The 18,470-nt window shown below is 64.1% G+C and carries 14 protein-coding genes; 8 read left to right on the top strand and 6 right to left on the bottom strand.

Going from position 1 to position 18,470, the window contains the following annotated elements; genetic code table 11:
- Positions 1 to 5 precede the first annotated feature (5 nt).
- Positions 6 to 2,057: a Fe(3+)-hydroxamate ABC transporter permease FhuB gene (fhuB, locus tag RPF88_RS18065; protein WP_337122809.1), complete on the bottom strand. Its 2,052-nt coding sequence runs from the start codon at positions 2,055 to 2,057 to the stop codon at positions 6 to 8.
- Positions 2,050 to 2,925, bottom strand: a complete 876-nt coding sequence (locus tag RPF88_RS18070; protein ID WP_013533593.1) for an ABC transporter substrate-binding protein — start codon at positions 2,923 to 2,925, stop codon at positions 2,050 to 2,052. The genes fhuB and RPF88_RS18070 overlap by 8 nt, the downstream gene beginning before the upstream one ends.
- A 504-nt stretch (positions 2,926 to 3,429) precedes the next feature.
- Here RPF88_RS18070 and RPF88_RS18075 point away from each other — a divergent pair.
- Positions 3,430 to 3,777 carry a hypothetical protein gene (locus RPF88_RS18075; protein WP_032808338.1) on the top strand — a complete coding sequence of 116 codons (348 nt, stop codon included), beginning with the start codon at positions 3,430 to 3,432 and terminating at the stop codon, positions 3,775 to 3,777.
- A gap of 87 nt (positions 3,778 to 3,864) precedes the next feature.
- Here RPF88_RS18075 and ggt read toward each other — a convergent pair whose 3' ends face one another.
- The 3 genes from ggt to RPF88_RS18090 all read right to left on the bottom strand — a co-directional run bounded on the left by ggt (position 3,865) and on the right by RPF88_RS18090 (position 9,316).
- On the bottom strand, positions 3,865 to 5,604 hold the full coding sequence (ggt, locus tag RPF88_RS18080) for a gamma-glutamyltransferase (protein ID WP_337122810.1): 1,740 nt from the start codon (positions 5,602 to 5,604) through the stop codon (positions 3,865 to 3,867).
- Between the two features lie 307 nt (positions 5,605 to 5,911).
- Entirely contained in the window at positions 5,912 to 7,201 is a 1,290-nt protein-coding gene (gene rhaI, locus RPF88_RS18085; protein WP_337122811.1) for an L-rhamnose catabolism isomerase, read from the bottom strand.
- Positions 7,202 to 7,213: 12 nt separating this feature from the next.
- Positions 7,214 to 9,316, bottom strand: coding sequence for a bifunctional rhamnulose-1-phosphate aldolase/short-chain dehydrogenase (locus RPF88_RS18090; protein WP_337122813.1), 2,103 nt, complete (start codon positions 9,314 to 9,316; stop codon positions 7,214 to 7,216).
- Positions 9,317 to 9,501: 185 nt separating this feature from the next.
- Here RPF88_RS18090 and RPF88_RS18095 point away from each other — a divergent pair, with 185 nt between their 5' ends.
- The 7 genes from RPF88_RS18095 (at position 9,502) to RPF88_RS18125 (ending at position 16,641) form a co-directional block, all read left to right on the top strand.
- Positions 9,502 to 10,311: a DeoR/GlpR family DNA-binding transcription regulator gene (locus tag RPF88_RS18095; RefSeq protein ID WP_063170034.1), complete on the top strand. Its 810-nt coding sequence runs from the start codon at positions 9,502 to 9,504 to the stop codon at positions 10,309 to 10,311.
- 55 nt (positions 10,312 to 10,366) lie between these two features.
- Positions 10,367 to 11,362 (top strand): rhamnose ABC transporter substrate-binding protein, encoded by a 996-nt coding sequence (gene rhaS, locus RPF88_RS18100; protein ID WP_013533599.1) that lies wholly within the window; start codon positions 10,367 to 10,369, stop codon positions 11,360 to 11,362.
- Positions 11,363 to 11,446: 84 nt separating this feature from the next.
- A complete protein-coding gene (locus RPF88_RS18105; RefSeq protein ID WP_337122816.1) occupies positions 11,447 to 12,988 on the top strand; it encodes a sugar ABC transporter ATP-binding protein in 1,542 nt (513 codons plus the stop codon).
- Positions 12,985 to 13,959 (top strand): ABC transporter permease, encoded by a 975-nt coding sequence (locus RPF88_RS18110; RefSeq protein WP_337122817.1) that lies wholly within the window; start codon positions 12,985 to 12,987, stop codon positions 13,957 to 13,959. Before RPF88_RS18105 ends, RPF88_RS18110 begins: the two co-directional genes overlap by 4 nt.
- The gene (locus tag RPF88_RS18115; protein WP_337122819.1) at positions 13,956 to 14,951 is read left to right on the top strand and encodes an ABC transporter permease; all 996 of its coding nucleotides are present in this window, start codon (positions 13,956 to 13,958) and stop codon (positions 14,949 to 14,951) included. The genes RPF88_RS18110 and RPF88_RS18115 overlap by 4 nt, the downstream gene beginning before the upstream one ends.
- Positions 14,951 to 15,268: an L-rhamnose mutarotase gene (gene rhaM / locus RPF88_RS18120; RefSeq protein ID WP_127365810.1), complete on the top strand. Its 318-nt coding sequence runs from the start codon at positions 14,951 to 14,953 to the stop codon at positions 15,266 to 15,268. The genes RPF88_RS18115 and rhaM overlap by 1 nt, the downstream gene beginning before the upstream one ends.
- On the top strand, positions 15,265 to 16,641 hold the full coding sequence (locus RPF88_RS18125) for an FGGY-family carbohydrate kinase (protein WP_337122821.1): 1,377 nt from the start codon (positions 15,265 to 15,267) through the stop codon (positions 16,639 to 16,641). Before rhaM ends, RPF88_RS18125 begins: the two co-directional genes overlap by 4 nt.
- On the opposite strand, the gene RPF88_RS18130 is transcribed toward RPF88_RS18125, so the two are convergent.
- Positions 16,642 to 18,468: an alanine racemase gene (locus RPF88_RS18130; protein WP_337122822.1), complete on the bottom strand. Its 1,827-nt coding sequence runs from the start codon at positions 18,466 to 18,468 to the stop codon at positions 16,642 to 16,644.
- Positions 18,469 to 18,470 lie beyond the last annotated feature (2 nt).

The raw sequence follows: 18,470 nt of genomic DNA on the forward strand, positions 1-18,470 counted from the left end.
AACGGTCAGCGGCGGCGCAGCAGCCACATCAGCACCGGGCCGCCGATCAACGTGGCGACGAGACCGGCCGGGATCTGGCGCGGGAAGATGGCGATCCGGCCCACCCAGTCGGCGGCGACCATGATCAGCGCGCCGGCGAGCACCGCGCCAATGGCCTGTGGCAGCGCACGGGAAAGGCCAAGGCGACGAGCAAGATGCGGCGCCATAAGGCCGATGAAGGTCAGCGGACCGACGATCAGCGTCGAAGCCGCGGTGAGTGCCGCGACGGCCAGCAGCACGAGAAACCGCGCCCTCTTCAGGTTGATGCCAAGGCCCTGAACGGCGGCGGAGCCGAGCGGCAGGATGTCGAGCCAGCGCATGAAGAAAGGCGCGAGCGCGAAGAGGCAGACCGCGATACCACCGGTCAGCAGGGCGTCACCGACATCGACGCCATAGGTCGAACCGGTCAGCCAGTTGAGCAGCAGCATGGCGCGAGGATCGCCGGTCGCGGTGAGCACCAGGATCAGCGCGTCGAACAAGGCCGTCAGGGCAACGCCGGCAAGCAGCAGCCGCTCCGGCGCATAGGCGGCACGACGGCCGATCGCCAGCGTCACCAGCAAAGCGGCGAAGGCGCCGATCGTTGCCGCCGCCGTCTGAACCGGGCGCCCGGCATTGACGAGCGCAAACAGCGCCACCATCATGCCAAGGGCGGCACCGGCACTGATGCCCAGCACTTCGGGGCTGGCCATCGGATTGCCGGTCAGCCGCTGCATCATCAGCCCGGCAAGCGCCAGCATCGCCCCGGCACTCAGCGCGGCAAGCACGCGGGGCCACCGCCACGACAGCAAAGGCTGCAGCTCGTCGCCGAAGGCGAAGGTCCAGCCATGCGGACCCGGTCCATAGAGCAGGGCCAGCCCGAGCAGCAGAAGCAGAGCCAGGCCGAGTGCCATCAGAACAAGGCCGGGCCGGCTTGCGCGCGGCAGGCGCACGGCCATCAAGGTCGGGGCTTCCGAGCCAAGCGCAAGGCGCGGCAGCAGCCAGAGCAGCAGCGGCGCACCGAGAAGTGCTGTGATCGCTCCGGTCGGCAGCAGGTCGCCTTGCGGCCCGGTGGCGATCTGCACGCCTTGATCGGCGGCCCACAGCAACGCGCCGCCGATCAGCGGCGCCATCACCAGCTGTTGGCCAAGCCGCCGGCCACCGCCGATGCGCGCGAGCGTCGCCGCGGCCAGGCCGACGAAGCCGATGACGCCGACAGCGGCAACGACAAAGGCGATCAGCGCGACGGCGGCCGCCAGTCCGGCGAAGCGATAGGCGCCGAGCGGCACGCCAAGGCTGCGCGCGCCTTCATCGTCGAGGCCAAGCAGGGTCAGGGGCCGCACCATAAATAAGATCGCCAGCGCCGCTGCGCCGATGCGTGGCAAAAGCCACAGCGTCGTCGACCAATCCTGCTGGCCGAGCGAACCGGCGCCCCAAATGAACAGGCTGGCCAGCCATTCATGCCGCAGCACGATGAGAGCGGCACCGATGGCGCCGGCATAGAGGCTGACCACAAGCCCCGCCAGCACCACCGAAAGCGGCGACAGGCCCTTGTGCCAGGACAGAGCGATGACGGCGGCAAGGGCCATAAATGCGCCGGCCAGCGCCACCCATTCGCGGCCGAAGGCAAGCAGGGACGGTGACAGAAGCGTCGCCAGTGCCAGCGCCAGATAGGCACCGGCCGAGACGCCGACGGTTTCAGGCGAGGCGAGCGGGTTGCGCAGAACCTGCTGCAGGACAGTTCCGGCAAGCCCGAGCGCCGCACCGCACAAAAGGCTGATCGCAAGCCGGGGCAGGAAGGCATAGTGGACGAGCACCTGCCGCATGTCAGCGATGTCGGGGGCGGCGAGCGATTGGAGCCAGAGCGCCGATGGCAGTTGCACGGTGAGGTTCGAGACGGTTGCCGCTGCCGCAGCCGCGAGCAGCACCGCGCAAAGCAGGATCGCGCCTACCGGCTGAGTACCAGGAGAACTCCTTGGCAAGGCGCGGCCTGACGCCGCAAGCTTTCCTTCTTGAGTAACGGCAGCGGCATCCTCAGCCATGGGCGGCCTCCGCGGTCATCGCCGATGCCAGGACCCGAGCAAAACGGCTCGCGGATGGAAGCGCGCCAAACATCAGGACGGCAGGAAGGCGCATGATCGAGCGGTTGCGCACGAAGGGCATGGCATTCCAGACTGGACTTTCGGTCAGCGTGCCGCCGGCGCCCTCAGGCAAGGGTTCGAGATAGGCGAGGCGCGCATCGCTGGATGTCGCCAGCCCATCGATGCCGACGGTCGAAAACCCCCAATAGTTGGTCTCGGCCGTCCAGGCGTTGCTGAGCCCGATGCGGTCGAACACCTCCTGAAACAGGCTCTTTGCGCCGTAGACGCGCACATTGCGGGGGTCCAGGAAGCTGACGACATAGATCGGCCGTGCCGAAAGCGGCGCCAGCTGCTGGCGAACCTCCAAAAGATACGCGTCTGTCGCCGCGATCAGCGCCTCGCCTTCGCTTTCCTTGCCGACAAGCCCGGCGAGCTGGCGCGTCGCCTCGAGCGCGCGCCGATAGGGCTGCCCGGCCTCGGTATAGAGCCCGATCGTCGTCACTGGAGCCACCCGTTCGAGCAGCGGCTTGATGCCGTCGAGATACGGCATGGACAGGATGATGTCGGGCCTGAGCTGCTGCAGGAATTCGAGATTGGGCTCGAGCAACGTGCCGAGATCGGCAATGTCGGGCGGCAGCCGCGGCTCGACCACCCATTTCTCCCAGACCTCCCGATCGGCAATGGCGACCGGGCTGACACCGAGCATGAGCAAGGTCTCGGTCAACCCGTCATCCAGGCAGACGATGCGCAACGGACGGGCTTCAGCCGTGGAGGACCCCATGCCAGCGAAAGGCAGCGTAAAAAGCCCGAGCGCCTGGCGCCGGGTCATTCGGCTGCGCAAATGATCGGGCGCGGCTCTCGACTGGGGCTCTTGGTCTCTCTGCAATGCGGCCGGCCCTGCTTTTCGGGGGTTGGTCTCCAGTGACCACTGCCCGGTGACTATGAAACATGATTATACTAGTCAACATTTAAGATGCCTGCCCAGTCAACTTTCACGCAACCGCATGCCAAGCGCAGACGCCCACTGGCCGCAAGGCGATTCGCCCGTACAACAACCCTGTGCGACGTCACCGTCCGAATCACGGTTTGCGAAGCCCAATCCGTGCCCCGCATCATTTTTCCTCCACGAATGCATTCCATGATAGAGGGAGCTACGGTCGCCTCTGGGCAGCCGTTTCCTGGATTGCCTGAGAGACCAAAGACGGCCAAGAACCAAAAGCCGGCAGCAAGCCGCCACCTGAAGACGTCAAGGACCGGTCGAACGCATCAAGGCAGCGTGATCGGGTTGCACTCGGCAAGGCTTGATGATTTGTTGCCGCTATACGGAGAACGAATGATGCGAGAGCCTGCCGGTCAAGACGAATACGGGTCGACGAACCCTTTCGATCCGGACGACCTGCCAACCTTGAACGCAATCGGCCCGAGCATGGGAAGCGGCAATGATTTCGAGAGATATGCCGTTGCCGTGATCATCGTGTTCGGTGCGCTGATCATCGGCGGGCTGATGGCCGCATCGATGGTCTTCGGGCACCGCAACGGCTTCCTCTTCGCGCTTGGCGGCGCCACATCCGCCTGGATCTCCGGAAATGCGCTGCTGCTCGACCGGCCGCGCATCTATGCGCTGTTCGTCGGCATTGCCGCCTTGATGCTGGTTGCGTCCACCCTCACGCTGGTCTTGTGACGGTCAAGTCGGTGTGAGCCGATCCACTTGAGCAGCGGGCGATCAACCCGAATCGCCACGCTGCTCCAAGCTTTTTCCTCCGAGCTGTCAGTATCCGAGCGCCTCGCCAGAGGCCGCGCGGCTGTCGATGGCGCCGTTGTAGCGCGCGCCGCCGCCTTTCTCGATTTCCGCCAGGCTCTTGCCGCCGACCAGGATGCCGGCGGCCTGACCCCAGGTCTGGTCGGCGAGATCGAGGTGATATCCCATGCCGGCCAGCAGCTTTTCTGTGTCCGGCGACAGGCCGAACGGCTCGACATACACCTTGTCGGGCAGCCATTGATGGTGGATGCGCGGCGCGTCGATCGCCTGCTGGATGTTCATGCCGTGGTCGATGACATTGACGATCGCTTCCAGCGTGATGGTGATGATGCGGGAGCCGCCGGGGCTGCCGATGACCATGAACGGCTTGCCGTCCTTGGCGACCACGGTCGGGCTCATCGACGACAGCGGCGTCTTCTTCGGCTGGATGGCGTTGGCCTCGCCCTGGACCAGGCCATAGAGGTTGGGCACGCCGGGTTTCTGGGTGAAATCGTCCATTTCGTTGTTGAGCAGGATGCCGGTGCCGTCGGCGACGACGCCGGCTCCAAAGGAACCGTTCAACGTGTAGGTGACCGCGACCGCATTGCCCGCATCGTCGATGATCGAATAATGCGTCGTCTCCTTGCTCTCGCCAAAGCCCTTCGGCATCAAATCCTGCGACACGCCGGCCCGGAACGGGTCGATCTTGTCGCGGATATCCTTGGCATAGGCCTTATCAAGCAATTTCGAGACCGGGTTATCGACGAAATCAGGATCGCCAAGCGCTGAATTGCGGTCGACATAGGCGTAGCGCATCGCCTCGACCATGACGTGGACCGTCTCGGCGGAACCTGCGCCGAGATAGGACAGCGGATAGCCCTCCAGCACGTTGAGGATTTCGCAGATGATGATGCCGCCGGAGCTGGGCGGCGGCGAGGAGGTGATCTCGTAGCCGCGATAGGTACAGGTCACGGGCTTGAGCTCACGCACCGCATATTGCTCGAAATCCGGCTTGGCGAGAATGCCGCCCTTGGCGCCGCTCGCCTTGATGATGGCGTCAGCGATGGCGCCTTTATAGAAGGCATCCGTACCCTTTTCGGAAATGGCGGCGAGCGAGGCGGCGAGGTCGGGCTGGACCAGCCGCTCGCCGATGCCATAGGGCTTGCCGTCGGGTTTCAGGAATATGGCGGCGGCCGCGGGGTCCTTCGCCAGCCTGTCGGCACTGCCGGCAAACGAGGCAGCGTCGCCCTGGTTGAGGATGAACCCGTCCTTGGCGTAGCCGATTGCCGGCGCCATCAGATCCTGGCGGGACAATTTGCCGTATTTTTCACGGGCCATCTCGAAGCCAGCCACAGAGCCCGGTACGCCGACGGCGAGATAGCCGTCGAGGCTGGCGCCCTTCACCGGGTTGCCGTCCTTGTCGAGATACATGGTTTTTGTCGCCGCCAGCGGCGCCCGCTCGCGGAAATCGAGAAAGGTCGATTTGCCGTCCTTGAAGCGGATGGTCATGAAGCCGCCGCCGCCGATATTGCCGGCATTGGGGTAGACGACGGCGAGCGCATAGCCGACGGCAACCGCCGCGTCGACAGCATTGCCGCCCTTCTTCAACACCTCGATGCCGACTTCGGACGCCAGATGCTGGGCCGTCACCACCATGCCGTGCTCGCCCTTGGCCGGCGCCGGCGAGGCGGCGAAGACACTCGTCAACGGCGCCAGGACAAAGGTGATGGAAAGACTGGCGGCGATCAGTGTCCGACGGTTGAGAGGCATGGCGGTTCTCCGGGCGGGGGGATGCCTAGAAGACCGTGTTGGACGGATCGAGTCCACTAACAATTAAGGGAGCACGAGAAAGAGCCCCCTCACCCGGATTGCCAACCGAATTGCGAAGGGCAATTCGGGGCAATCCGACCTCTCCCCGAGGGAGAGGAGGTGTCAGCGCTGACGCCAGTCTCTTCTCCCTGCGGGGGTGAGGCGTGGTCCGCGCAGCGGGCGAAAAGCCAACTACTTGGCTTTTCGAACAACGAACGCCCGGAGAGCGGTGGCCGCAAAGCGGCCGGATGAGGGGGCCGGCTCGGCCTCAGACAATGCCGCCCGAACCGCCAGCGACTGCAGGGCGTTCCGCTGCAACCTTGGCGCGGTAACCCGCCGCTCGATAGGCGGCGACCGGGTCGATGGCGCCGCCGGTCTTCAGCCGCGCCATGGCGAGGATCGGCTCGACATCGGTGCGGTAGGCCGCTTTCAGCGTCTGCGTCGCCATCAGCGCGTCATTGCTATCCTGAAAACCTTCCAACGCCTTGCGATCGACCAGCAGCGCCTGCGCATAGGCGCGCTGCACCTCGACTGCCGACAGCATCAGGCTTTCGATCGGATCGGTGACGTTGTGGCTCTGGTCGAGCATGTGGGCCGGGTCGAACCCCTCGGCGCCGGAAAGTTCGGCGTCGACCAGTTCGTTGAAGACGAGAAACAGCCGGTAAGGATCGATCGAACCGGCGTCGAGATCGTCGTCGCCATATTTCGAATCGTTGAAGTGGAAGCCGCCGAGTTTTTTGAACTGGATCAGCCGCGACACGATCATCTCGATGTTGACGTTTGGGGCATGGTGGCCGAGGTCGACGAGACAGAACGCCTTGTCGCCCAGCTCCTGCGCGATCATGTAGTTGGTGCCCCAGTCCTGCACGACGGTGGAATAGAAGGCCGGCTCGTACATCTTGTGCTCGCTGAACAGCTTCCAGTCGGCGGGCAGTCCGGCGTAGACCTCTTTCATGGCGTCGAGATAGCGCTCGAATGCCTTGGCGAAATTGACCTGGCCGGGAAAGTTCGAACCGTCGCCGATCCACACCGTCAGCGCCTTGGAGCCGAGCGTCTTGCCGATCTCGATGCATTCGAGATTGTGCTCGACCGCTTGCCGGCGCGTGCCGGCGTCGGCATGCGACAGCGAGCCGAATTTGTAGGAGAGCTTCTGGTCCTTGGCGTCGGAAAAGGTGTTGGAGTTCATGGCGTCGAAGCCGAGGCCAAAGCGCGAGGCCGCTTGCTTCAGCCGGTTCGGATCGGCCTTGTCCCACGGAATGTGCAGGGAAACGGTCGGCGTCGCCTGCGTCAATTGCTGGATGACGGCGCAATCCTCGATCTTGTCGAAGATGTCGCGTGGCTCGCCGGCACCGGGAAAGCGGGCAAAACGCGTGCCGCCGGTGCCGACGCCCCAGGACGGGATCGCCACCGCGAATTTCTCGACCTTGTCTCTGACAGCGTCGATGGCGATGCCGCGACGGTCGAGCCGCTCGCCGAGCGAGGCATAGTCGCGCTCGAGGTTGGCCTTGCGCGCGGCGTTGTCCTTGTCGACGAGGCCGGCGGAGATGATGTGTTCCATCGTCCCCTCCGCTCAGCGCGTGAACGACTGGGCGTTGCCCGCGTCGACATTGATGATGTTGCCGGTCGACTTGGCCGACATGTCGGACGCCAGGAAATAGATCGCCTCTGCGATGTCTTCCGGGAAGACCGAGCGCTTCAGCATCGAACGCGAGCGATAGTGCTCCTCCAGATCGTCGGTCGACATCTTGTAGGCGGCGGCGCGCTGTTCCTTCCACTCGCCGGTCCAGATCTTCGAGCCGCGCAGCACCGCGTCCGGGTTGACGACATTGACCCTGATCTGCGCCTCCGCGCCCTCCAGCGCCAGGCAGCGGGCGAGATGGATCTCGGCAGCCTTGGCGGTGCAATAGGCGGCGGCGTTCGGCGATGCGGCAAGGCCGTTCTTGGAGGCGACGAAGACGACGTTGCCGCCAATCTTCTGCGCGCGGAACAGCCGGAACGCTTCCCGCGAGACCAGGAAATAACCGGTCGACAGGATGTCCATGTTCTTGTTCCACAGCGCCAGCGTCGTCTCCTCGATCGGCGCCGAGGAGGCCAGCCCTGCATTCGATACCAGAATGTCGATGCCGCCGAACTCGACCGCTGTCTCGGCAAAGCCCGAAATGACCTGCTCCTCCGAGGTGACATTGATCAGCACCGGCCGCACGAAGTCCCTGCCGTAGACTTTCGCCAGTTCGTCATTGGCGCTGGCCAGTGCTGTCTCGTCGATGTCGGCCAGCACCACGCAGGCGCCTTCGCGCAGCAGGCGGTTGGCCGTGGCGCGGCCGATGCCGCCGGCGCCACCCGTGACCAGGGCGATCTGGCCGGCAAGCGACTTCGGCTTCGGCATACGCTGCAGCTTCAGGTCTTCGAGCAGCCAGTACTCGATGTCGAAGGCTTCCGGTGCAGGCAGGCCGACATAAGACGACACGGTGGAGGCGCCGCGCATGACGTTGATGGCGTTGACATAGAATTCGCCCGAGATGCGCGCCGTCGCCTTGTCGCCGGCGAAGGTGAACATGCCGACGCCGGGCATCAGGTAGACGACGGCATTGGGATCGCGGATGGCGGGCGAGTCCGGATGCTTGCAGCTGTCGTAATAGGCCTGGTAGCCAACGCGATATTCGGCGATGTCGTCGGCAAGACGCGCGATGACGGCATCGACATCGGGCTTTGCCGGATCGAATTCGATGACCAGCGGGCGGATCTTGGTGCGCAGGAAATGGTCGGGGCATGAGGTGCCGAGTGCCGCCAGCGGGCGCAGATCCCTGGAGTTGACGAATTCGAGCACAGCAGTGGAATCGTCGAAATGGCCTGTTTTGTGGCTCCTTTCCGAGATCAGGCCGCGAATCCTCGGCATCAGTTTGGCCGCGATGGCACGGCGCTCAGTGGCGTCGAGCGACTTGACCGCTTCACCGCCGAAGATAGCGACACCCTCGGAGCGGCGCTCGAACCATTCGATCGCCTGGTTGATCACCGAGATCGTCGTCTCGTAGCATTCCCTGGGGGTGTCGCCCCAGGTGAACAGGCCGTGGCTTTCCAGGATGACGCCCTTGGCGGCCGGGTGTTCGAGGCAGAATTTCTCCAGCCACAGGCCAAGTTCGAAGCCAGGGCGCTTCCACGGCAGCCAGCCGATGGCCTCGCCGAAGATTTCTTTGGTCAGCGCCTTCGAATCCTTCGCCGCGGCAATGGCGATGATGGCATCGGGATGCATGTGGTCGACAAAGGGCTTCGGCACGTAGGCATGCAGCGGCGTGTCGATAGAGGCCGCGCGCGGATTGAGGTTGAAGGTGCAGTGCGGCAGGAAGCCGACCATCTCGTCTTCGTGCTCGACGCCGCGATAGAGGCCTTTGAGCGCGCGCAGCTTGTCCATGTAGAGCGTGGCAAAGCCGTCCAGCTTGATCGAGGCGCTGTCGCCGCCCGATCCCTTGACCCACAGCACTTCGACATCCTCGCCGGTGAGCGGGTCTTTCTGCCAGATCTTCGACGACGTGTTGCCGCCGCCATAGTTGGTGACCCGCTTGTCGGAACCAAGTGTGTTCGAACGGTAGACCAGAAGTTCCGGCCCGCTCATGGCGTGAGCCTTGGCCTCGTCCCACAGATTGGCGAGGCGCGCGCCGGTGCGCTTGTCGAGCATAAGAAATCCTCCCGAAGGCACGCAGAAGGCGCGGCCATTTGGCCCCGAATTTCCACGGAAGCGGTCGGCTTGTCAATCACAAACGATCAATATCGATCATATTGCACTGCACAATGAAATTATATGATCGGAAATGATTGACACTGCGCGTTTTGGGTGCCTAGATGCCCGGGCAGGGAGGAACCATGCACGAAAAAGAGCGCCACAGGATCATTCTGTCCGCCGTCCAGGAAAAGCCTGTGGTGACGGTGCAGGAGATGGTCGACCTGACGGAGTCCTCCGAGGCGACGATCCGGCGCGATATCGCGGCTCTCCACGTCCAGAAGCGCCTGCGCCGCGTGCGCGGCGGCGCCGAGGCAATCTCGCCGCCGCAGTTCATCGGGCTGGCCGGCCGGCCCTTTTCCGTCAACGAAACCATCAACGCCTCGCAGAAGCGGGCGATTGCGCGTGAAGCGGTCGAGCTGTGCAACGACGGCGAACCGATCATCATCAATGGCGGCACCACCACCTTCCAGATGGTGCATTTCCTGACCGGCCGCCGCATGCCGATCTTCACCAATTCGTTCCCCATCGCCGAGCATTTGCTCAAGCATTCCAAGAATACGGTGATGCTGTCGGGCGGCACCATTTATCGCGAGCAGAACATCATCCTGTCGCCCTTCGACAACGACGTGACGCGCAATTTCTATGCGCGCCGCATGTTCATGGGTGCGCAGGGTCTGGGGCCGCTCGGCCTGATGGAGGGCGATCCGCTCTTGATCCAGGCGGAGCAGAAACTGATCGACCAGGCCGACGAGTTGGTGGTGCTGGTCGATTCCTCGAAATTCCGCAAACGCTCCAGCCTCATCCTGTGCGGCCTGTCGCGCATCGCCACCGTCATCACCGATGACGGCATCGACGATCGTGAAGCCAAGATGCTGGAGACCGCCGGCGTGACGCTGATCGTCGCCCGCACATCCGCAACCAACAAGGAAGAATCTTCACTGCAGGCCTGAGGCCAACTCGCGCTCGCAGCGGCGATGGAATGCAACGCTCAAGGGAGGAAATTCGATGAGCTTCTTGAAGAAATTGATGGTGACGGCTGCATTCTCAGCCGCCATGTTCGTGAATGCCGCCTATGCCGAAAACGTCAAGATCGCGCTGGTGGTGAAGTCGCTCGGCAACGGCTTCTTCGATGCCGCCAACAAGGGCGCCGAAGAGGCGGCCAAGGAACTCGGCGATGTCGACATCATCTACACCGGCCCGACCAAGGCGACCGCCGAAGCGCAGATCGAAGTGGTCAATTCGCTGATCGCGCAGAAGGTCAACGCCATCGCCATTTCGGCCAATGACGCCGACGCTCTGGTGCCGGTGCTGAAGAAGGCCATGGAACGCGGCATCACCGTCATCTCGTGGGATTCGGGCGTCGCCAAGGAAGGTCGCCAGCTTCACCTCAACCCGTCCGACACCGGCCTGATCGGCGAGACCATCATCAAGCTCGCCGCCGACCACCTGCCGGAAGGCGGCGAGGTCGCCATCCTGTCGGCCTCCTCGACCGCGACCAACCAGAACGCCTGGATCGACGCGGCCAAGAAGATCCTGCCGGAGAAGTTCCCCAAGATCAAACTCGTCGCCACCGTCTACGGCGATGACGATTCGGCCAAGAGCACCGACGAAGCCAAGGGCCTGTTGAAGTCCTATCCGAACCTGAAGGCGATCATCGCGCCGACCACCGTCGGCGTCGTTGCCGCCGCCCAGGTCGTCACCGACGAGAACCTGATCGGCAAGGTCAATGTCACCGGTCTCGCACTGCCGTCCGAGTTCAAGAAATTCATCGACAACGGTTCCAGCCAGGCGGTTGCGCTGTGGAACCCGATCGACCTCGGCTACTCGGCCGTCTACCTCGCCCATGATCTGGCGGTGAAGAAGGAAGAGGCAAAGCCCGGCGCCACGCTGTCGATCGGCCGCGTCGGCAAGGTCACGCTCGACGACACCAACTCGGCTGCAATGGCTCCGCCCTTCCAGTTCGACAAGTCGAACATCGAAAAGTTCTCCAAGATCTATTGATCTGGAGTTCTCTAGAGCTGACGCGGCGGGGCTCACGTCCCGCCGCGGCTTTAAACGAACCTTGTTTCAGGGCTTGATACGACTATGGACACGACAGCCCAACACGGCGCGGTGAAGGAGCGGCCTCCGGCCCCGGCTCCACGCCTGACGCTGTCCGGCATCTCCAAGAGCTTTCCCGGCGTGCGCGCGTTGCACAATGTCAGCCTGTCGCTCTATCCGGGCCAGGTGACAGCGCTGATCGGCGAGAACGGCGCCGGCAAGTCGACGCTGGTCAAGATCATGACCGGCATCTACCAGCCCGACGGGGGCACGATCAGCATAGACGGCCAGGCCGTCACCCTGCCCAGCGCGCATGCCGCCTTCGGCCATGGCGTCACCGCCATCCACCAGGAAACCGTGCTGTTCGACGATCTGAGCGTGGCCGAAAACATCTTTCTCGGCCACGCGCCACGCACGCGTTTCGGCACCATCGACTGGCGCACGATGCGCAAGAACGCGCGCGAAGTGCTGGACACCATGCATGCCGGCCATATCGACGCCGACGCGCGGCTGAAGGACCTCGGCATCGCCAACAAGCATCTGGTCGCGGTTGCGCGTGCCATGTCGATCGACGCGCAGATCGTCATCATGGACGAGCCGACCGCCGCGCTTTCCATGAAGGAGATCGAGGAGCTCTTTTTGCTGATCGAATTCCTCAAGAGCGATGGCAAGGCGATCCTGTTCATCAGCCACAAGTTCGACGAGATCTACCGTATCGCCGACCGCTACACGGTGTTCCGCGATGGCGAGATGGTCGGCGAAGGCCTGATCAAGGATGCCGGCCAGAGCCAAATCGTGCGCCTGATGGTCGGCCGCGCGGTCGATCACATCTTCCCGCAGCGCAAGGCCGAGATCGGCGCACCGGTGCTCTCCGTTTCCGGCCTGTCGCATCCGACCGAATTCAACGATATCGGCTTCGAACTGCACAAGGGCGAGATCCTCGGCTTTTACGGCCTTGTCGGCGCCGGCCGCAGCGAGGTGATGCAGGCGATATCGGGCATCACCCGCACCTCAGCCGGCACGATCACGCTGGAAGGCAAGACGATCGCGCCGAAATCGGCTGCGGATTCGATCGATGCCGGCATCGTCTACGTACCGGAAGAACGCGGCAAGCAAGGCGTGGTGATCGGCCTGCCGATCTTCCAGAACGTCTCGCTGCCTTCGCTCAAGCGCACGTCGAAATCCGGCCTGCTGCGGCTGTCGGAGGAGTTCGATCTGGCCCGCTCCTACACCGAGCGACTCGACCTCAGAGCCTCTTCGCTCAGCCAGGATGTCGGCACACTGTCGGGCGGCAACCAGCAGAAGATCGTCATCGCCAAATGGCTGGCGACGTCGCCCAAGGTGATCATCCTGGACGAGCCGACCAAGGGCATCGACATCGGCTCGAAGGCCGCCGTGCACGGCTTCATGGCCGAGTTGGTGGCGCAAGGCCTGTCGGTGATCATGGTGTCGTCCGAGCTGCCCGAAATCCTCGGCATGTCCGACCGTGTCGTGGTCATGCGCGAGGGGCTTGTCGCGGCGGTCTACGACAACAAGGGGCTGGACGCCGAGACGCTGGTTCGGACGGCAGCGGGGATCGCGGCATGAAGGCTTTCCTCAAATACCGCGAAATCTGGCTGGCTGCTGCCATCATCGTCTTGATCGGGCTGATCTCGACACGTTTTCCGGCCTTCGCCGATTCGGCCAATCTGCGCCAGGTGTTCAACGACACCTCGATCCTGATGATCCTGGCGCTTGGCCAGATGGTGGTCATCCTGACCCGGTCGATCGACCTGTCGATGGCGTCCAACCTCTGCTTCACCGGCATGGTGGTGGCGATGCTGAACGCCGCGCATCCGGCGATCCCGATCCCGCTGCTGATCGTCATTGCGCTGGTCGTCGGCCTGGTGCTCGGCGCCATCAACGGCCTTTTGGTCTGGCGGCTGAACATTCCCTCGATCGTGGTGACTTTGGGCACACTGACCATCTATCGCGGCGCCACCTTCGTCCTGTCCGGCGGTGCCTGGGTCAATGCCGACAAGATGAGCCCGGAGTTCATCGGCTTCCAGCGCGCGGCCTTCCTCGGCATTCCGGTGCTGTCGTGGATCGCCATCCTGGTCATTGCGCTGTTCTTCGTTGTGATGACACGCACCGCGCTCGGCCGCTCGATCTACGCGATCGGCGTCAACCCGACGGCGTCCGTCTATGCCGGCATCGATGTCGGCCGGACGAAATTCATCGTCTTCTGCATCTCCGGCATGATTGGCGGCCTGTCAGGCTATCTCTGGATCTCGCGCTACGTGATCGCCTCGGTCGAGGTCGCCAATGGCTATGAGCTCAACATCATCGCCGCCTGCGTCATCGGCGGCATCTCGATCGCCGGCGGCATCGGCTCGGTCGGCGGCGCGGTATTAGGCGCACTGTTCCTCGGCATCATCTCCAATGCGCTGCCGGTCATCAACATCTCGCCTTTCTGGCAGATGGCGATTTCGGGCAGCGCAATCATTCTGGCCGTCGTGCTCAATGCGCGCGGCGAGCGCCAGCAAGGCCGCATCATCCTCAGAAAGGTGGAGGCGTGACCGACATCCCTGCCCCGCGCCACCTTCCCGACCGGCTCGACAAGCCGCTGCGTTCGGCGATCTTTTCCTGGGAAGCGCTGCTGGTCGTGGTGGCCGTCGCCATCTTCGCCATCAACAGCTTCGCCTCGCCCTATTTCCTCGACCCGTACTCGCTGTCCGATCTGACCTTCAATTTCACCGAGAAGGGCCTGATCGCCTTCGCCATGGCGCTGCTGATCATCTCGGGCGAGATCGATCTGTCGGTGGCCGCCATCATTGCGCTGGCGTCGACCATGATGGGCATGGCGGTGCAGGCCGGCGCCGGCACGCCAGTGCTGGTGGCAATCGGCATCGTTGTCGGGCTCGGCTGCGGCGCCTTCAACGGTCTGCTGGTGACAAGGCTCGGCCTGCCCTCGATCGTCGTCACCATCGGCACGATGAGCCTGTTTCGCGGCATCGCCTTCATCATCCTCGGCGACCAGGCCTACAAAGGCTATCCCTCAAGCTTCGCCTTCTTCGGCCAGGGCTATGTCTGGTGGGTGGTGTCGTTCGAGCTGGTGCTGTTCCTGATCGCGGCTGTCGTCTACTGGTTCCTCTTGCACCGCACGAGTTTCGGCCGACGCGTCTTCGCCATCGGCAACAATCCGGTCGCTGCGCAATTTTCCGGCGTGCGCGTCGGCCGCACCAAGTTCATCCTGTTTTGCCTGACCGGGCTGATGTCGGGCATCGCCTCGGTGCTGATCACCTCGCGCCTCGGTTCGACGCGGCCCTCGATCGCGCAGGGTTATGAACTCGAAGTCATCACCATGGTGGTGCTCGGCGGCGTCAGTATCCTCGGTGGCGCCGGCAGCATTCTGGGCGTCGTGCTCGCCGCCTTCATCATGGGGCTGGTGACCTTCGGGCTCGGCCTGCTCAATGTGCCGGGCATCGTCATGTCGATCTTCATCGGCCTGCTGCTGATCATCGTCATCGCCTTGCCGATCGTCTGGCGGCGGCTGCGCGGAGGGCGTTGATGGCCGAGAAATACGCGTTCAAGATGAAGCTGAAGCCCGGCATGAAGGCAGAGTACAATAAGCGCCATGACGAGATCTGGCCGTCGCTGGTCGCGCTGCTGAAGCAGGCCGGCGTCTCCGATTATTCCATCCATCTCGACGAGGAGACCAATATCCTGTTCGGTGTGCTGTGGCGGCAAGACGACCACCGCATGGACGAATTGCCCGGGCATTCGGTGATGCAGCGCTGGTGGGCCCACATGGCCGACATCATGGAGACCAGGCCGGACAACGAGCCGGTGGCCGTGAAGCTGGAAACAATGTTCCACATGGCATGAGTGCGATGCGCCACATCGCCGTCATCGACATCGGCAAGACCAACGCCAAGGTGGCGCTGGTCGACCTCGCGACGTTGAGCGAGGTGGCGCTGCGCCGCACGTCCAATGCGCCGGTGCGACAGGCTCCCTACCCGCACCACGATGTCGAGGCCTTGTGGGCATTCATCCTCGAAAGCCTTGCCGGCCTCGACCGCGAACAGCGTATCGACGCCATTTCGATCACCACCCACGGCGCGACGGGCGTGCTGGTCGACGCGGCGGGTGAACTGGTGCTGCCGGTGCTCGACTATGAGTTCGACGGCCCCGACGGGATGGCCGAGGATTACGACGCGATCCGCCCGCCTTTTGCCGAGACCGGCACGCCGCGCCTGCCGCTCGGCCTCAATCTCGGAGCACAATTCTTCTGGCAGCAGAAGAGCTTCCCGGCGGAATTCGCCAGGGCCGCGGCGCTGCTGATGTACCCGCAATACTGGGCCTTGCGCCTGACCGGCATCGCCGCCAACGAGGTCACCTCGCTCGGCTGCCACACCGACCTGTGGAACCCGTGGACGGCGGATTTTTCATCCCTGGTCGACAGGCTGGAGTGGCGGAGCCTGATGGCGCCGGTGCGGCCGGCCAGCGATCGCCTCGGCCCGATCCTGCCCACCGTTGCTGTGCGAACCGGACTGGATCCGCACACGCCGGTGTTCTGCGGCCTGCATGATTCCAACGCCTCGCTGCTGCCGCATCTTCTCTCCGACAAGCCGCCTTTCTCCGTCGTCTCGACCGGCACCTGGGTGGTATCGATGGCGGTCGGCGGCAAACAGATTGCGCTGGATGCCGCGCGCGACACGCTGGTCAATGTCAACGCGCTCGGTGATCCCGTTCCCTCGGCGCGCTTCATGGGCGGCCGCGAGTTTTCGGTACTGACAAAGGACCAGCCGGAGCAGTGGACCGAGGATGATGTCGGCGCCGTTCTGGCGCGAAAGATGCTGCTGCTGCCGTCGACCCAGCAAGGCTCGGGGCCGTTCCCGCACCATGCCGCGGCATGGCTCGATGCCGACGGCATCAACAAAGGCCAGCGCTTTGCCGCCATCTCATTCTATCTGGCCCTGATGACGGCGACCTGCCTCGACTTGATCGGTGCCGACGGCCCGACCACGGTCGAAGGCCCCTTTGCCCGCAACCGGCTCTTTGTCGGCATGCTGGCGGCAGCCACGGCGCGCGCCGTGGTTGCGTCGGAGGCCGCCACCGGCACCAGCATCGGCGCGGCGCTGCTGGCATGCGATCGGCCGGCGACGCACGGCAAGGGCGAAAGAATAGAACGGCCTATAGACCCAGCATGGGTCGACTATGTCAGCGCATGGCGGGCGGCAGTGGAAGTGCAGGGCTGATCAGAGAATCCGTTTGCCGAAGGCAGACATGACGAAATTGACCGCATCGGTGCCGATCCGCGGCTCCAGATCCGCGGTCAGGCCCGACACATCCATCGACAGCAGCCCGCCGGAGAGCGCGATCGCCTCCATCGCCTGATGCGTCTCGCGCACGGTCAGCCCACCGGAGCCCGCCGCCCAGCCGGCGAATTCGGTCACTGTAGGCGAGTAGCTGACATGAAAGCCTTGCGTGCCTGATGTGGCGATACGGATCGCTTCATGCATCAGGTCGCGCATGCCCATGGCGTCGATATCGGTCATGGTGAAGGCCGACACGCGTGAGTCCTTCAGCACGCGCGCTTCGGCCGGATCGGCGTGGCGCAGGCCGATGATGACGACATTTTCGGGAGACAGTTGCGGCTGCAGGGCGCCCGCCTTGTGGTCGAGGCCAAGCGAGCGCGCCAGGACCGAGCCTTCCGGCAGGTCGATGCCGTCCTCGTCCTCAGGCATCAAGGCGGCGATGGAATCGATCCAGATCAGGCCGAAGGAATGCGTGGCGCGCGCCGTTGCGGTCAGAGCCTTATGCGCGACGCGACGGTCGGTGCCGGCGGCCAGCCGGATCAGCCCCGATGGCGGCCGCTCGACATCGGCGAGTTCCACCACGTCGAAATTCATCGCTTCCAGCCGCGCACCGGTGCCTTCCCGGGCCAGGATGCCGGCGGCTCCAGGTTCGGCCGTGATCTGCACCATCTTGCGGCCGGAAAAATCCTCGACGTCGTGCATCGGGGCCTTCTCGACATATTCCGAGGTCATTGCCAAAAGCATGGCGCCATAGCTCATGCGGAAGGCGACGCGGTCGCCGACGGCCAGCGGCGGGTCGGCATCGGCGACATCCAAAAGCAGATGGTCGCTGGAGGCGCCCAGCACCCGGATCCCCCTGGCGATCGGCGTCAGCCCCTCGACCAGCACGTCCTCGCGGCCGATATTGGCGATGGCGCGCAGCCTGTCGCCCTCGTCGGGGAAGACCGGCTGGTTGCCGAAGGCGTCGTAGCCCGATTGGCCGATCGGCCGTGACGGCTTGAGCTTGACCTCGATGATGTCGCTGGTCAGCCGGCAGGCATCGGGCTCGAGCTCGGCCCATGGCACATCGCGGAAGGTTTCGACGCCACCTTGCAGGATCGCCTCGCCGACGCGCAGATTGTTGATGCCGGCCGGAAGTCTGCCTTCGAGCAGCAGCGGCAGCGACGACGAGGCGCCGCCGGAAATCACGTCGAGGCTTTTGCCGGACAGGCGCTCGGTCTTGTAGGCATGGGCGACGAGCTGCCCAAGGTTTTCCGGCGTCGGCATGATGGCGCCGAAGCAGCCGAGATTGGTGCCGATGCCGGCGATGCGCACGCCCTTGAACTGCAGGATCTGCTCAACCGTGGGGATCAGATCGTTCGGCCAGATGCCTTCGCGGAGATCGCCGAGATCGATCATCAGCATGATGTCGTGGACGCGGCCCATGCGCTCGGCGATGCGCGAAATTTCGCGGATGGTGGCGAGTTCCGATTGCAGGCTGATGTCGACGGTGCGCACCACCTCCTCGACCCGCGCCATCGGCGGGCTGCGCAGCAGCATGATCGGTGCGTTGATGCCGCTGTCGCGCAGCCGGCGGATGTTCTCGAAACGCGATTCGGCGATGCCGGCGACGCCGCCGCGCAGCATGGCGCGTGCCACTTGCGGCATGCCGCAAGTGCCCTTGGTGACGCCGAACACTTTTATGCCCGAGAGCGCGCAGCGCTCGACGATGGTGCGCGCGTTGCGCTCGATGCGGCCAAGGTCGATGGCGACTTGCGGTCCCGACATCA

The organism is Mesorhizobium sp. ISC11, from assembly GCF_037162595.1.
Classification (GTDB): Bacteria; Pseudomonadota; Alphaproteobacteria; order Rhizobiales; family Rhizobiaceae; genus Mesorhizobium; species Mesorhizobium ciceri.

Bases quoted from the DNA above. Each gene is read 5' to 3' on its own strand.
- fhuB (WP_337122809.1), bottom strand. From the start codon at position 2,057: ATGGCTGAGGATGCCGCTGCCGTTACTCAAGAAGGAAAGCTTGCGGCG.
- RPF88_RS18070 (WP_013533593.1), bottom strand. From the start codon at position 2,925: ATGACCCGGCGCCAGGCGCTCGGGCTTTTTACGCTGCCTTTCGCTGGC.
- RPF88_RS18075 (WP_032808338.1), top strand. From the start codon at position 3,430: ATGATGCGAGAGCCTGCCGGTCAAGACGAATACGGGTCGACGAACCCT.
- ggt (WP_337122810.1), bottom strand. From the start codon at position 5,604: ATGCCTCTCAACCGTCGGACACTGATCGCCGCCAGTCTTTCCATCACC.
- rhaI (WP_337122811.1), bottom strand. From the start codon at position 7,201: ATGGAACACATCATCTCCGCCGGCCTCGTCGACAAGGACAACGCCGCG.
- RPF88_RS18090 (WP_337122813.1), bottom strand. From the start codon at position 9,316: ATGCTCGACAAGCGCACCGGCGCGCGCCTCGCCAATCTGTGGGACGAG.
- RPF88_RS18095 (WP_063170034.1), top strand. From the start codon at position 9,502: ATGCACGAAAAAGAGCGCCACAGGATCATTCTGTCCGCCGTCCAGGAA.
- rhaS (WP_013533599.1), top strand. From the start codon at position 10,367: ATGAGCTTCTTGAAGAAATTGATGGTGACGGCTGCATTCTCAGCCGCC.
- RPF88_RS18105 (WP_337122816.1), top strand. From the start codon at position 11,447: ATGGACACGACAGCCCAACACGGCGCGGTGAAGGAGCGGCCTCCGGCC.
- RPF88_RS18110 (WP_337122817.1), top strand. From the start codon at position 12,985: ATGAAGGCTTTCCTCAAATACCGCGAAATCTGGCTGGCTGCTGCCATC.
- rhaM (WP_127365810.1), top strand. From the start codon at position 14,951: ATGGCCGAGAAATACGCGTTCAAGATGAAGCTGAAGCCCGGCATGAAG.
- RPF88_RS18125 (WP_337122821.1), top strand. From the start codon at position 15,265: ATGAGTGCGATGCGCCACATCGCCGTCATCGACATCGGCAAGACCAAC.
- RPF88_RS18130 (WP_337122822.1), bottom strand. From the start codon at position 18,468: ATGTCGGGACCGCAAGTCGCCATCGACCTTGGCCGCATCGAGCGCAAC.